Raw genomic sequence first — 14,611 nt, 5'->3', positions numbered from 1 at the left:
ACCGGGCTTTTTCTTTGCGTCAGCTGGGGTCAATTGACCGGCACAAAACTCTCAATCTGAGCGTCATCTGCCGTGAAGGTGCAGAACGATCCGGCGGGGATCGCCTCCCAGTCACAGCCGCCATGCAGCGGTTCCGAGACCACCAGGCGCCCGTTGCCATCGCTGTGGGTGTAGACCGTCGGCGCCCGCTCGTCTGAGGCATAGCGTACGACAAACAAACGTTGGCCACAGGTAAAGGCCGCCGCCAGCCGCATATGTGGCGTGGTGCCATGTTCACGGCTCAGCGCCTCCATCTGCCCCACAGCGCGCTGCATCGCGCCCTTCGGGTCGTCATAAAGCCCCTCGGCTTTGGCGATCAGAAACAGCGCCTCACTATCAGTCGCGCCTTTGCGTTCATGATAAAGCGCATCCGGGATCAACATATCAGCGCGGCGGCGGAAGCTGTCAAAGCCCCCCACCTGCCCATTGTGCATAAAGGACCAGCAGCTTGAGGTGAACGGATGACAATTGTTGCGACTGGTGGCCGTGCCGGTTGAAGCCCGGACATGGGCCAGAAACAACCCCGACTGCACCTGATGGGTCAGCGACCGAAGGTTCGGATCAGACCAGGCCGGATGGGTGTCCCGGTAGAGACCGGGCTCTGTCCTGTTGCCATACCAGGCAACCCCAAAACCGTCGGCATTGGTGGCGGTTTTGCATTCATTGGCCGAAATGCTCTGGGCGATCAATGAGTGATCGGGTTTGCTGACCAGCTCCTCCAGATAGATCGGCGATCCAATATAGGCGGCCCAGCGGCACATGAGATGTCTCCTGACGAAAAAGGTCTGTTCATGATCCTTAACGGCAGAAACCACAAAAAAGGGCCGCGCGAAAGGCGCAGGCCTCTCTTCCCATTTGCACAGAACCGCCTTAGTGGACGGTGTTCCGTGCCTATTCGCTGGTTTCCACCACTATAAGTTCGCGTTCAGAGGCATCCCGTGCGTGGCTCAGCGCCTCTTGATATTCGGGGCTGTGGTAGCAGGTTTCCGCGGCCTCCAGGGTGGGGAACTTGGCCACCACATTGCGGGGGCGCTCCTTGCCCTCCAGCTGCACATAGCGGGCGGCGCGGGCGATGAAATAGCCGCCGTGTTTCTCAATCGCGGGGCCGGCCAGTTTGGCGTATCGGCCATAGGCCTCTTCATCGGTTACGGTGACGTGGGCGATCCAAAGTGCGGGCATGAAAACTCCTCCGGCGTGTCTTGTTTCCCGCCACTTTAGGGAAACCACCGGAGGAGCCAATCATTTTTTGACCAAACAGTCGGATTTATCCGCCGATGGCGCCCTCTGCAGCGGCAATGGCGGCGTCTGCGTTGCTGGCATCTTTGCCACCACCCTGCGCCATATCAGGACGACCACCGCCGCCTTTTCCGCCCAGTTCCGGCACGGCCGCCTTCACCAGATCCACGGCCGACACCTTGTCGGTGGCGTCTTTGGTCACGCCTGCGGCCACAGCAACCTTGCCGCCTGTGTCGGCGATCAACAGAACGGCACCAGTGCCCAAACGTTCCTTATGTTCATCGATCAAGGCCGGCAGATCCTTGCCCGACACGCCCGAAAGCACCTGAGCAATGAACTTCACACCGTTGATTTCCTTGACCTCTGCACCACCGCCTTGACCAGCGCCACCAGCCATTGCCAATTCACGGCGCAGCTGAGCCACCTCATTCTGCAGCGCCTTGCGTTCGCCCATCAGCGCGTCCACACGCTCCGCCACCTCAGTCGGCTGCGCCTTCAGCGCGCCCATGATAGTAGCCAGCGTGTCCGCCTGTTGCCCCAGATGGTCCAAGGCGGCCTGACCGGTCAGCGCCTCAATCCGGCGCACCCCTGCCGAAGAAGCCGAGTCGCCCAGGATCACCAGCGCGCCAATGTCGCCGGTCTGTTTTACATGGGTGCCGCCACACAGCTCGATCGAGTAGGTGTCGCCGTCCTGACCTTTGCCAGTGTCGGCGCGGCCCATCGACACAACGCGCACCTCGTCGCCGTATTTTTCGCCAAACAGCGCCTGAGCGCCAATCGCACGGGCATCGTCAGGCGTCATGATCCGGGTTTCAACAGCCGTGTTCTGACGGATGTAGTGGTTCACATCTGCGCCCACCTTGGCCAGCTCTTCAGCCGACAGTGCCTTGGCGTGGCTGAAGTCAAACCGTAGACGATCCGGCGCATTGAGCGACCCGCGCTGCGCCACATGTTCGCCAAGCGCTTCGCGCAGGGCCTCATGCAGCAGGTGCGTCGCCGAGTGGTTGGCCCGAATGGCGCTGCGGCGGCTGTGATCTACAACCAGCTGGGCCGCCGAACCCGTAGCAATCTCACCCTCGGTGACCTCAGCGATATGAATAAACACACCCGCCGCTTTGCGAGTGTCGGTGATCCGCGCGGCCCCGGTTTCGGTCTTTAGCACGCCTGTGTCGCCCACCTGACCGCCGCTTTCTGCGTAGAAAGGTGTCTGGTTCACAGCGATCTGGACCTTTTCGCCCTTCGCCGCTTTCTCGGTTTCAGCACCGTCCTGCACCAGTGCCACAACCTGACCTTCCGCCACCTCAGTGTCGTAACCCAGGAATTCGGTCGCTCCTGCGTTTTCGGCCACATCGAACCAAACCGTCGCATCCGCCGCTTCTCCCGAACCCGCCCAAGCGGCACGCGCCTTGGCCTTCTGCTCTTCCATCGCGGTGTCAAACCCGTCGGTGTCCACGGTCAGACCCTTTTCACGCAGCGCATCCTGCGTCAGGTCCAGCGGGAAGCCGTAAGTGTCATAAAGTTTGAACGCGGTGGCGCCGTTCAGCGCGTCGCCTTCGTTCAGGCCCGACACTTCGCCGTCCAGCAGCTTCAGACCACGGTCGAGGGTCTGCTTAAACCGGGTTTCCTCCAGACGCAGGGTCTCTTCGATCATCGGCTGGGCTTGGCGCAGTTCAGGATAGGCATCGCCCATCTGGCTGACCAGAGCCGGCACCAGCTGATGCATCACCGGATCCTTTGCGCCCAACAGATGCGCATGACGCATGGCGCGGCGCATGATGCGGCGCAGCACGTAACCGCGGCCATCGTTCGACGGCATCACACCATCAGAAATCAGGAAAGATGTCGAACGCAGGTGATCCGCGATCACGCGGTGATGCACGTTTTGATCCCCATAAGGGTCAACGCTGGTGGCATGAGCCGAGGCCTCAATCAGCGCCTTGAACAGATCGGTGTCATAGTTGTCATGGCTGCCCTGCAGCAGCGCGCCGATCCGTTCCAGTCCCATACCGGTGTCGATCGACTGCATGTCGAGATCGGTCATCGACCCATCTTCGAAACGCTCGTTCTGCATAAACACAACGTTCCAGATCTCGATAAACCGGTCTCCATCTTCTTCCGGACTGCCGGGAGGGCCACCCCAAATGTGGTCACCATGATCGTAGAAAATCTCGGTACATGGCCCGCAGGGACCGGTCGGGCCCATCTGCCAGAAGTTGTCCGAGGTGGCGATGCGAATGATCCGATCCTCGGGCACGCCGAGTTTTTTCCACATTTCAAAGGCTTCGTCATCGGTATGATAGACGGTGGTCAGCAGCCGTGACTTGTCGATGCCAAACTCTTTTGTCACCAGTTCCCAGGCAAACGGAATGGCTTCGGATTTGAAATAGTCGCCGAAGCTGAAGTTGCCGAGCATTTCAAAGAAGGTGTGGTGACGTGCGGTGTAGCCGACATTGTCGAGGTCATTGTGTTTGCCGCCGGCGCGCACACATTTCTGCGAGGTGGTGGCGCGGGTGTAGTCGCGTTTTTCCACACCGGTAAAACAGTTTTTGAACTGCACCATGCCCGAGTTGGTGAACATCAGCGTCGGGTCGTTGCGCGGGACCAACGGGCTGGAGGCGACCACTTCGTGGCCCTGTTTCTGGAAATAGTTCAGGAAGGTCGAACGGATATCGTTAAGACTGGGCATTGGCCGCAAATTCCCCAATGGATCTGGTTTCACGCTGATGTATCCGGCCCGCCCCGCCATGTCCACACAAAGCAAAAGACCAAGGGGGTTTTCCCCTTGGTCCTGTGTTGTTTGTTGGTCTGACCCTGCCCTGTTCAGAGCATAGGGGCATCAGGCTTCGAGGATATCCTCATCATTCTTGTCCATGTCGAATTCCAGACCATGCGCGGCACGGATTTTGTCCTCGATCTCGGTCGCGATCTCAACATTATCCTTCAGGAACTGTTTGGCGTTCTCACGTCCCTGCCCCAGGCGTTCATCCGAGTAAGAGAACCAAGCCCCGGACTTGTCGACGACGCCGGCTTTGACACCCAGATCCAGCAATTCGCCGGTTTTGGAAATGCCTTCGCCATACATGATGTCGAACTCAACCTGTTTGAACGGCGGCGACACTTTGTTCTTCACCACTTTCACGCGGGTCGCGTTGCCCACAACCTCATCACGATCCTTGATCGCACCAATGCGGCGGATGTCCAGACGGACAGAGGAGTAGAATTTCAACGCATTCCCGCCCGTGGTGGTTTCCGGGCTGCCGAACATCACACCGATCTTCATCCGGATCTGGTTGATGAAGACTACCATACATTTGGAACGGTTGATCGAGCCGGTGAGTTTACGCATCGCCTGGCTCATCAGGCGGGCCTGCACACCAACGTTGCTGTCACCCATGTCCCCTTCCAATTCGGACTTCGGTGTCAGAGCGGCCACCGAATCGACCACCACCATGCTGACAGCGCCGGAGCGCACCAGCGTGTCCACAATCTCCAACGCCTGTTCACCTGTGTCCGGCTGGCTGATCAACAGCTCATCCAGATTCACACCCAGCTTTTTTGCGTATTGCGGGTCCAGCGCGTGTTCCGCATCCACAAAGGCGCAGATGCCGCCCTTTTTCTGCTCTTCCGCAACACAATGCAGGGTCAGTGTGGTTTTACCCGAGCTTTCCGGTCCATAAATCTCGACAATCCGGCCCTTTGGCAGACCGCCAATACCCAGAGCGATATCAAGGCCCAGCGAGCCGGTTGAGGTCGCCTCAATCTCCTGCACGGCGTTTTCGCCGCCCAATTTCATAATCGAGCCCTTGCCGAACTGACGTTCGATCTGTGCCAATGCGCTGTCGAGCGCCTTTTGCTTGTCCGCGTTGCGTTTGCTGTCCATTGAAAGAAGATCTGCCGTTGCCATTGTTCCGCTTCCTTATCTCACAGCCGCATAGCTGCGGCAATCCCCGGATGTTCTCATCTTGTTCACATTTTCCATATGAGTACAAAATGAGAACATTGCAAGAATTTATTTTCTTCGACAACCTTCCCCCAATCAGGTTAAAAATTCGTTTATCGGACACCAACCCTCATAGATTTTTTAAAGGACACCGGTCATGTTGATGTTTTGGAAGCAAAAACTGGTCTTCCTCTCGGTGCCAAAAACAGGCACCACTGCCTATGAAGCCGCACTTGCGCCCCATGCGTCGATGTCGGTCCAGAACCCGCCCGAACTGAAACATGCCCCGCTTTACCGTTATAATCGCTTCTTCCGGCCAATGTTCGAGAAGGTTGGCGGTGAAGAAATGGAAACCCTTGCGGTGGTGCGCGAACCCGTCAGCTGGCTGGGCAGCTGGTATCGCTACCGCAAACGTCCGTTCCTGTCCGGTCGCCCAAACTCCACAGAAAACGTGACTTTCGATGAATTTGTCCAAGCCTATTGCCGCGGCGATGCCCCTGCTTTCGCACGGGTGGGAAGCCAGGCCAAGTTCCTGGAACCACGGCCAAATGGCGTTCAGGTCAGCCATTTGTTTCGATACGAAAACCCGACACGGCTCATCGACTTTCTTGAGCAGCGACTGGAGGTGAAACTGGATCTGGATCGGGCCAATGTCTCTCCTACGATGGAACTGGATATGGCTGCCATCACCAGACGCAAACTGGAGCGCAAATTTTCCGCAGATTTTGCGCTTTGGGAAAGCACCGCTATTGCAGACTAGAGGGCGGCGGAAACTGCGCCCGGACCACTTCGGTTAACTGGTTGAGCGAAAAAGGTTTGGCCAGGAATTGTGCTTCTTCCGCCTCGATAGAAGCTCGATCAAACGCATCCTCCGTATAACCTGACATGAAAACCACTTTTGTATCCTTGTGCCGTTTGCGCGCGCGTTCAACCCAAGTTGGCCCGTCCATGCCTGGCATGATGACGTCAGTGAGGAAGACGTCAAACGTCAAAGACTTATCTTCCAAAATCTCAAGAGCTTCTTCGGCGCTGGCAGCCTCCAGCACTGTCAACCCCGACAGCCGCAGCGCCCGTGCAGCAAATGCACGAACGGGGGCCTCATCCTCAACAAGCAGAACAACACCGTTGCCCGCGTAGATCGGTGCATCGGCGCGTTCCTCTGCGGGCACGGACGGAGCGGTGCCCTCAAATGCCGGAAACATAAGGGTAAAACAACTGCCCTTGTCCATTTCACTGTCAATAAACACATAGCCGCCGCTTTGCTTGACAATGCCATAAACCATTGACAGCCCCAGCCCTGTGCCTTCGCCAGGGCGTTTTGTGGTGAAAAAGGGTTCGAATATTTTGTGTCTAAGCGCGTCAGGAATGCCTGGCCCCTTGTCGCTCACCCGAATGGTCACATACCGGCCTGCTGGAACCTTCGCGCGATCGCGGGAAAGTGGGGCTTCCAGGTGCTCATTGGCAGTTACGATTTGTATCGTCCCGCGCCCCTTCATCGCGTCGCGCGCATTCACCACCAGATTCATCAAGACCTGCTCCAGTTGCTGGCGGTCCGCTTTGATCAGCCCAAGCCCAGAACGGATGTCCAAATCCACTGAAATTTTTTCGCCAACCAGGCGTTTCAACAGATGTGTCATTTCACTCAATGTATCGGCAATTTCAACGGCTTCCGGGCGTAATCTCTGTTTGCGTGAAAACGCCAGGAGCTGACCGACCAAGGCCGCTGCACGGTTGGCATTCTGACTGATCTGAATAAGATCTGCATAGTCCGCATCATTGCGATCATGCCCGCGCAGCAACAGGTCACAATGTCCCGAGATCGCAGTAAGCAAGTTGTTGAAATCATGAGCGATCCCCCCAGCCAGTTCCCCAATCGCCTGCATCTTCTGGCTTTGCTCAAACTGCGCCTCAAGCCGCTGCCACTGGGTCGCATCACTCAAGACGGCCACCAAATGGCGCCCCGCTGCCTCTTCAACCCGGGTTAATGTCACTTGAACAAACCGATCGGCGCCCCCCTTCAACGCCAATCGCTCGGGTCCGGTTTCCAGATGGTTGTCAAAAGTATCCCTAACCCAGTCGGACAGTGCCCGACCCGGCCCGTCAAGATACTCGCCAAGACGGCCCAGGTTGCCCTGCGGGGTCGGCGCGGCAGATATCGTTCGACCAAGCAGCTCCAACCCGCGTTGATTCGCCTCCAAAATATGAGCGTTTCGATCCAGTTTCAGCAGCGCCACCGGCAGGGTATCCAACGCCGTGCTGCCCGCCGGATTCAACACGACATCACCGGAAACGGGCATGAAGAAGACTTCACGTCGTCCGCTGCGGTTCAGATCCTGTGACACCTCTTGCACCAAACAGTTGCGCAGCCCGTCTGCGCCAAGCACAAGGTTGAACGCACTGTTTTGGACCGGCAGGTCAGGGAACACCACTTCCAACGAGCGCGGCCGATCGCCGAAGAAATCACGTGCTGCATCATTCACGTAGAGAACCACATTGCCGCGCCCCACTGTCAGCATCGGAACCCCGCTTGCCCGTCGATCCCGATTGCCCGCAGTCGCAATATCCTCCAGCCGCCAAAGGAACGTATTTTTTGGGGCAAGATGCACCGACAACCGCAATAGCCCGCCACGTGTCACAAGGTCTTCAACTGCCTTTTTCTCTTTTTTGGCAACAGCTTGCAATCGTCGAAGAACGCTGGGCGGATTGGCGAATACATCACGGAGGATGAAGCCCAGCTGCCCCCCATCCTGCGCAGTTCCCTCTTCATTACAGCGTTGTCGTGCGGCGGCATTCGAACAGAGAACCGTCCCGTCCGCATCCGTGATAAATCCCGGCGCGGCGTCCTCCTCAATCAAGGAGGACAGGCGTTTCAACGTTAGTTTTGCGGAAACATGCTGACATATCGAGTAGATCGCATGCACGATCCCGGCCGCCAGAAGACTAACGCCCACTGTGGCCAGCGCCAGCGCAGGGCGGTGGGCCGACACCATCGCGGCCAGCAAAAAACCACCCCCGGCAAAGGCAGACAACCCGGCAACGCCAAGTGGATCAAGGGGTTCGAAGGTCCCGCGCCAGCGCGATTTTGCGCCGCGGGGGGAGGACGGGTCACTATGCACCTATGCTGCCTCATTCGTTGCTGCGAATGATACTGCGACAAATATCTTAAAGAAGAACAAACAAAATATCCATCAAAGGTTGCATCGATTTAGCTTTCTGTCAACAGCGACAGCGCAAAGCCGTCCCCCTCAGGCCCTGGCAACCACTGCAAATGGCGGGTTTCCTGCCAACGCGGTGTGTTGGAAACAAACGCCTCGACAGGCGCACGGTTTTCGCTGTCTAGAACCGAGCAGGTTGCATAGGCAAGCGTGCCTTCATCGGCGACCATGGCGACAGCACGCTCAAGAATTTTCCTCTGTATATCAGATATTTCCGACAAGGAATCCGCGGTCAGCGCCCATTTGCCCTGCGGCGCGCGACGCCAGCTGCCACTGCCGGAACAGGGCACGTCACACAGGATCAGATCGAAGGGTCCGTGCGCCTCGGGCTGCTTACAGATCGTGACCTTTACGCCAGCCCGCCGGGCGCGTTCCGGCAGATCTTTCAACCGAGCGACATTCGCGTCAAAGGCGTATATTTCGGCTTTCACCCGTCCTGCAATCGCCAGGGATTTGCCGCCGCCTCCGGCACAAAGATCTAGGATTTTCATGCCTTCCCGCAGCGGCAACGCATCGACCAGCGCCTGGCTGGCCCCGTCTTGCAATTCGACCAACCCCTGTTGGTAAACCGCAGCGTTGTTAATCTTTCTTTCGCCTGAAGTTACGCGCAGGGCCGTGTCGGAAATGCTGGCAGGAATGGCGGTGATCCCTTCAGCCTCCAACGCGGCAATGGCCGCCGCGCGGGTGGTTTTACGCAGGTTGACGCGCAACATCACTGGCGCGCGGCTTTGCAGGGTTTCGGCGTAGGTGGCCAATCCGTCGCCCAGAGACTGCTCTAATGCGGGCAGCAACCAGTCTGGCAGGTCCAGAGCAGCGCCCCCTTGCGGTGTGTCGCCAGCCGCTTGCTCTTCTTCACTCAGGGCTGCGGGCGCATGGCCTTCGCCCGAGAAAACCGTTTTGGGATAAATCCCTTGGCCCCGCAACAACCCAAGCACCATGCCGCGCCCCGTTGCACTGCCACCAAGCGCCGCCGAAGACCGTTTCCGACGCACCGCTTCAAACACATGGTCACGGATCGCCGCACGGTCCTTGGACCCTGCAAACCGCGACCGCCGCGCCCAGCCGGTCAGCGCCTTTTCCACCGGCACCCCGTCAAGGATCTGGTCGAGAATTTCGATGGCGGCACCGTAACGGGCGGCTGGGGTCATGATCGGATCTTTCCAAGGGGCCAAAGGGGCCGTTTAACATAGAAAACGCGCCGCGAGGGGCGGCGCGTCTTAACAGATCTTAGCGCGAGATTAACCGATACGGTAGTTCGGCGCCTCACGGGTGATCTGCACGTCATGGACGTGGCTTTCTTTCAGCCCTGCGCCGGTGATCCGCACAAAGTTGCAGTTCTTGCGCATTTCATCAACGGTGCCGTTGCCAGTGTAGCCCATGGCCGCTCGCAGACCGCCCACCAACTGGTGGATCACGGTGCCGGCGGGGCCTTTGTAGGGCACCTGCCCCTCAATGCCTTCCGGCACCAGCTTGTCGCTGGCCGCGTCTTTCTGGAAATAGCGATCCGCCGAACCGCGTGCCATTGCCCCAAGCGAGCCCATGCCACGGTAGGACTTGAACGAGCGCCCCTGATAGAGGATCACTTCGCCTGGGCTTTCATCGGTACCTGCGATCATCGAGCCAACCATCGCGCAGGAGGCACCGGCTGCGATTGCCTTGGCAAAATCGCCCGAGAACTTGATGCCCCCGTCTGCAATCACCGGCACATCACCGGCGGCTGTGGCGCAATCATTGATCGCCGTCAGCTGCGGTACACCCACGCCCGCAACCATGCGGGTGGTGCAGATCGACCCCGGACCAATGCCAACTTTCACCGCATCGGCGCCTGCATCGATCAGGGCTTTGGTCGCCTCTGCCGTGGCGACGTTGCCCGCAATGACCTGAACGGAGGTGGTGAGCGCCTTGATGCGTTTCACCGCCTCCAGCACGCCTTCAGAATGGCCATGCGCCGTGTCGACAACAACCACATCCGCACCGGCATCAATCAATGCCTCAGAGCGGGCAAAGCCGCTGTCCCCAACCGAGGACGCGGCAGCCACCCGCAGGCGGCCCAGATCATCTTTGCAAGCGTCAGGGTTCAGCACGGCCATTTCGCTGTCTTTAAGCGTCAGCATGCCGGTCAGTTTGCCCTGACCATCATGCACCAAGAGCTTTTCGATCCGGCGGGCGCGCATCAGACTGCGGGCCTCTTCCAGATCGGCCGGTTCAGCCAGCATCGCCAGATCGTTGGAGGTCATCATTTCGCGCACCGGCATATCGTCAGAATTGGCGAAACGCATGTCCCGGTTGGTCAGGATACCAACCACACGCCCGTCATTGTCGACCACGGGGAAGCCGGTGAATTTGTACCGCTCCACCAGCGCCTTAGCATCGGCCAATGTCTGATCGGTGGTCAGTGTCACCGGGTTGTAGACAATCCCGGATTCAAAGCGTTTCACCCGCCGCACTTCCTGTGCCTGCTGTTCCACGTTCAGGTTCTTGTGGATCACACCCATGCCACCGGCCTGCGCCATGGCAATGGCCATCCGAGCCTCGGTCACCGTGTCCATTGCTGAACTCAACAGTGGAATGTTCATGGCAATATCGCGCGTCACTTGCGTGCGCGTGTCCGCCGTGTTTGGCAGTACGCTGGATGCCCCCGGCACCAGCAAAACATCGTCAAATGTGAGAGCCTCACGAATCTGCATAACCCGTCCTCATGCATAACCCCGTTTGGCGGTGACCCTATGACACAGATCCCCCCAAGTGGAAAGGCCCAGCACGCGACATGGGCGAAGTTTTCGCTGCAACTGCAAAGAAATGTCGTAACAGAGCATCTGAGCGCATGGAGACCACGGCAGCCGGGCAAGCCTTGACGGGTGCCACAGAAGGAGGGTCGTCGAAAACGCCGCCCTGCGACACGCGCGTGTCGTTCAGTGGCTTGCCACCGCTGCGCGTTTTCGCCACCCTGCCCCGATCAAGACAATTGGGAGGCAGACATGGCGGATCATGGCTATGAAAGCGGGCGGTTGGATCTGCCCTTTGTGGGGATCTCGACCTTTGGCAAACGGGTGTACCAACCCGACTGGGACAAGCTGGAGGCGGACGTTGCAGTGATTGGCGCGCCGTTTGATGCCGGCACACAGTGGCGTTCGGGTGCGCGCTTTGGCCCCCGTGCCGTGCGCGAGGCCTCAACCCTGTTTAGCTTTGGCCATGCAGGGGCCTATGACCATGAGGATGAGGCGACATACCTGCCCGGATCGGTGCGGATTGTGGACATGGGGGATGCGGACATTGTGCACACGGACACGATGAAAAGCCACGCCAACATCGAAACCGCTGTGCGCACCGCGCTGAAGGCCGGCGCTATGCCGGTGGTGATTGGCGGCGACCATTCGGTCAATATCCCCTGCATCAACGCCTTTGACGATCAGGGGGACATCCACATCCTGCAGATCGACGCCCATCTGGATTTTGTGGATGAACGCCACGGGGTGCGTTTTGGCCATGGCAACCCAATGCGGCGCGCCGCAGAGAAACCCTATGTCTCCGGGCTGACGCAGGTGGGGATCCGCAATGTTTCCTCCACCGCGAAGGAGGGCTATGAGGCAGCGCGCGAAATGGGGTCTGACATCCTGTCGGTGCGCCAGATGCGCAATCTCGGGCCCGAGGTGACGGCAGCACGTATCCCCGAGGGGGCCAAGGTCTATATCACCATCGACATTGACGGGTTCTGCCCCTCCATCGCTGCCGGCACTGGCACACCAAGCCACGGCGGGTTTCTTTATTATGAGGTGCTGGAGCTGTTGCAACAGGTGGCGGGCCGCAATGAGATTGTGGGCATCGATTTGGTCGAAGTGGCTCCGGATTATGATCCCTCTGGTGGCACCCAGATATTGGCCGCACAGGTCTTGCTGAACCTCTTGGGGTTTATCTTCCACAATCGCGGATTTCGATGAGCCAACGGGCCGTGCGATTGGGGAGGCGCATCCTGGCCCGTCCCTCTCCCCCCCTTCACGATGACGTTGTTGCAACGGCAGATGCCGCCTTTGCGCTGTCCATCGCCGCCCTGCCCGCTATCCTAGCAACACGCGAACAAAGACCGGCACACCATGACCTCTGATCCTCTTGTGATTTTCACGCCTTCGGGCAAACGTGGACATTTTGCCAAGGGCACGCCCATTCTGGATGCGGCACGGCAATTGGGGGTCGATCTGGACTCGGTCTGTGGGGGACGTGGCATCTGTTCGAAATGTCAGATTACACCCAGCTTCGGCGACTTCCCCAAACACGGTGTCACCGTTTCTGAGGATGCCCTGTCCGAATGGAACGCAGTTGAACAGCGCTACAAGGACAAACGTGGCCTGCTCGACGGCCGCCGCCTTGGTTGCCAGGCCAAGGTCGAAGGCGACGTGGTGATTGACGTGCCGCCCGAAAGCCAGGTCCACAAACAGGTGGTGCGCAAGGCCGCCGACAGCCGTGTGATCGAGATGGACCCCGCCACACGTCTGGTGATGGTTGCAGTGGAAGAGCCCGATATGCACGCACCCACAGGCGATTTCGAGCGGCTGAAATCCGCCCTGTCTGACCAGTGGCAAATTAATCAGGTCGAGGCGAAACTGCCGATCCTGACCAAGCTGCAGCCTGCACTGCGCAAGGGCGGCTGGCAGGTCACGCTGGCCCTGCATCAGGATCACAGCGGGGGACCGGCACGGATCCTTGATGTCTGGCCCGGTCTTGCCGAAGGCGGGCTATATGGTCTGGCGATTGACCTTGGTTCGACCACCATCGCGGCGCATCTGTGTGATCTGAGCGACGGCACGGTCTTGGCGTCCTCTGGGGTGATGAACCCGCAGATCCGCTTTGGCGAAGATCTGATGAGCCGCGTCAGCTACGCGATGATGAACCCCGGCGGCGATCAGGAAATGACCCGTTCCGTGCGCGAGGCGCTGAACGGTCTGGTCAGCGACCTGCTGAAACAGGCCAAGGTGCCCGCCGAACGGCTAATGGAGGCTGTGATCGTCTGCAACCCGGTGATGCACCACTTGCTGATGGGCATCGATCCGGTGGAACTGGGCCAGGCGCCCTTTGCGCTGGCGAGTTCCGACGCGCTGTCCCTGCCTGCCACGGCACTAGACCTGACCGCAATGGCACCGCAGGCGCGGGTCTATGCCCTGCCCTGCATTGCCGGCCATGTCGGCGCAGATGCCGCCGCTGTGGCGCTGTCAGAAGCACCACATAAATCCGAGGATCTGGCCCTGATGGTCGATGTCGGCACCAATGCCGAAATCCTTTTGGGCGACAAAAACGGCGTTCTGGCCTGTTCCTCCCCCACCGGCCCGGCTTTTGAAGGGGCGCAGATCTCCTCGGGCCAGCGGGCGGCGCCGGGGGCGATTGAGCGGATCGAGATTGATCCGGTCAGCAAAGAGCCACGGTTCCGTATCATTGGCCTTGAGAAGTGGTCGGATGAGGACGGGTTTGCCGCAGCAGCGGCGGCCACAGGCATCACCGGCATCTGTGGCTCTGGCATCATCGAGGCGGTGGCGGAGATGCGCATCGCGGGTCTGCTGGACCCCTCCGGTCTGATCGGATCGGCAGAGGCCACAGGCACGCCGCGCTGCATTCCCGACGGGCGCACCCATTCCTATGTGATCTGGGACGGCTCCGCCGATGGCGGACCGGTGATCACTGTGACCCAGGGTGATATCCGCGCTATCCAACTGGCCAAATCCGCGCTTTACGCCGGGGCGCGACTGCTGATGGACCAACGAGGCGTGGACAAGGTCGACCACGTGGTGCTGGCCGGGGCCTTTGGCGCCCATATCAGCCCCAAACACGCCATGGTGCTGGGCATGATCCCCGATGTGCCGCTGGACAAGGTACAATCCGCTGGCAATGCCGCTGGCACCGGCGCACGGATCGCCCTATGCAACATCTCTGCCCGCGCCGAGATTGAGCGGGTGGTGCGTGAAATCACCAAGATTGAGACCGCTGTGGAACCAAAGTTCCAGGATCACTTTGTTGCCGCCAATGCGATCCCGCATGCCTCGGACCCCTTCCCCGAACTGGCGGCGGTTGTGACCCTGCCGGAGGTGAGCTTCAACACCGGTGGCGGCGACAATGCCGAGGGCGGGCGGCGCAGACGGCGGCGACGCGGCTAGCACACAATTGGAAATTGCAGCGAAATCCCATATACTCCCCA

The 14,611-nt window shown here is 59.2% G+C and carries 10 protein-coding genes; 3 read left to right on the top strand and 7 right to left on the bottom strand.

Going from position 1 to position 14,611, the window contains the following annotated elements; genetic code table 11:
- Window positions 1-29: 29 nt before the first annotated feature.
- The 4 genes from SIC14_RS14420 to recA all read right to left on the bottom strand — a co-directional run bounded on the left by SIC14_RS14420 (window position 30) and on the right by recA (window position 5,179).
- On the bottom strand, window positions 30-800 hold the full coding sequence (locus SIC14_RS14420; RefSeq protein WP_412562615.1) for a class II glutamine amidotransferase: 771 nt from the start codon (window positions 798-800) through the stop codon (window positions 30-32).
- Window positions 801-930: 130 nt separating this feature from the next.
- On the bottom strand, window positions 931-1,218 hold the full coding sequence (locus SIC14_RS14415; protein ID WP_412562614.1) for a DUF1330 domain-containing protein: 288 nt from the start codon (window positions 1,216-1,218) through the stop codon (window positions 931-933).
- An 85-nt stretch (window positions 1,219-1,303) separates the two neighbouring features.
- Window positions 1,304-3,961: an alanine--tRNA ligase gene (alaS, locus tag SIC14_RS14410; RefSeq protein WP_412562613.1), complete on the bottom strand. Its 2,658-nt coding sequence runs from the start codon at window positions 3,959-3,961 to the stop codon at window positions 1,304-1,306.
- A gap of 150 nt (window positions 3,962-4,111) precedes the next feature.
- Complete coding sequence (gene recA / locus SIC14_RS14405; RefSeq protein WP_412562612.1) at window positions 4,112-5,179, bottom strand: recombinase RecA; 1,068 nt, start codon at window positions 5,177-5,179, stop codon at window positions 4,112-4,114.
- Between the two features lie 193 nt (window positions 5,180-5,372).
- Here recA and SIC14_RS14400 point away from each other — a divergent pair, with 193 nt between their 5' ends.
- Window positions 5,373-5,975 (top strand): gamma-glutamyl kinase, encoded by a 603-nt coding sequence (locus SIC14_RS14400; RefSeq protein WP_412562611.1) that lies wholly within the window; start codon window positions 5,373-5,375, stop codon window positions 5,973-5,975.
- Here the strand turns inward: SIC14_RS14400 and SIC14_RS14395 are convergent.
- From SIC14_RS14395 to guaB, 3 genes are all read right to left on the bottom strand, one after another.
- Window positions 5,962-8,331, bottom strand: a complete 2,370-nt coding sequence (locus SIC14_RS14395) for an ATP-binding protein (protein ID WP_412562610.1) — start codon at window positions 8,329-8,331, stop codon at window positions 5,962-5,964. The genes SIC14_RS14400 and SIC14_RS14395 overlap by 14 nt on opposite strands.
- Window positions 8,332-8,420: 89 nt before the next feature.
- The gene (locus SIC14_RS14390; RefSeq protein ID WP_412562609.1) at window positions 8,421-9,578 is read right to left on the bottom strand and encodes an RsmB/NOP family class I SAM-dependent RNA methyltransferase; all 1,158 of its coding nucleotides are present in this window, start codon (window positions 9,576-9,578) and stop codon (window positions 8,421-8,423) included.
- Between the two features lie 90 nt (window positions 9,579-9,668).
- Window positions 9,669-11,117, bottom strand: a complete 1,449-nt coding sequence (gene guaB, locus SIC14_RS14385; RefSeq protein WP_412562608.1) for an IMP dehydrogenase — start codon at window positions 11,115-11,117, stop codon at window positions 9,669-9,671.
- Window positions 11,118-11,408: 291 nt separating this feature from the next.
- Between guaB and speB the strand changes: the two genes are divergently transcribed.
- Entirely contained in the window at window positions 11,409-12,368 is a 960-nt protein-coding gene (speB, locus tag SIC14_RS14380; RefSeq protein ID WP_412562607.1) for an agmatinase, read from the top strand.
- Window positions 12,369-12,521: 153 nt separating this feature from the next.
- Window positions 12,522-14,570, top strand: a complete 2,049-nt coding sequence (locus SIC14_RS14375; RefSeq protein WP_412562606.1) for an ASKHA domain-containing protein — start codon at window positions 12,522-12,524, stop codon at window positions 14,568-14,570.
- The last annotated feature ends 41 nt before the right edge of the window (window positions 14,571-14,611 follow it).

Origin of the sequence: Thalassobius sp. MITS945101, assembly GCF_047123305.1 — a bacterium.
GTDB lineage: Bacteria > Pseudomonadota > Alphaproteobacteria > Rhodobacterales > Rhodobacteraceae > Thalassobius.
Note: the sequence above shows the minus strand (reverse complement) of the source record. Positions and strands in the feature narration are given on the sequence as shown.

Excerpts from the sequence above, each read along its gene's own strand:
- SIC14_RS14420 (WP_412562615.1), bottom strand. The coding sequence starts at position 800 with ATGTGCCGCTGGGCCGCCTATATTGGATCGCCGATCTATCTGGAGGAG.
- SIC14_RS14415 (WP_412562614.1), bottom strand. The coding sequence starts at position 1,218 with ATGCCCGCACTTTGGATCGCCCACGTCACCGTAACCGATGAAGAGGCC.
- alaS (WP_412562613.1), bottom strand. The coding sequence starts at position 3,961 with ATGCCCAGTCTTAACGATATCCGTTCGACCTTCCTGAACTATTTCCAG.
- recA (WP_412562612.1), bottom strand. The coding sequence starts at position 5,179 with ATGGCAACGGCAGATCTTCTTTCAATGGACAGCAAACGCAACGCGGAC.
- SIC14_RS14400 (WP_412562611.1), top strand. The coding sequence starts at position 5,373 with ATGTTGATGTTTTGGAAGCAAAAACTGGTCTTCCTCTCGGTGCCAAAA.
- SIC14_RS14390 (WP_412562609.1), bottom strand. The coding sequence starts at position 9,578 with ATGACCCCAGCCGCCCGTTACGGTGCCGCCATCGAAATTCTCGACCAG.
- guaB (WP_412562608.1), bottom strand. The coding sequence starts at position 11,117 with ATGCAGATTCGTGAGGCTCTCACATTTGACGATGTTTTGCTGGTGCCG.
- speB (WP_412562607.1), top strand. The coding sequence starts at position 11,409 with ATGGCGGATCATGGCTATGAAAGCGGGCGGTTGGATCTGCCCTTTGTG.
- SIC14_RS14375 (WP_412562606.1), top strand. The coding sequence starts at position 12,522 with ATGACCTCTGATCCTCTTGTGATTTTCACGCCTTCGGGCAAACGTGGA.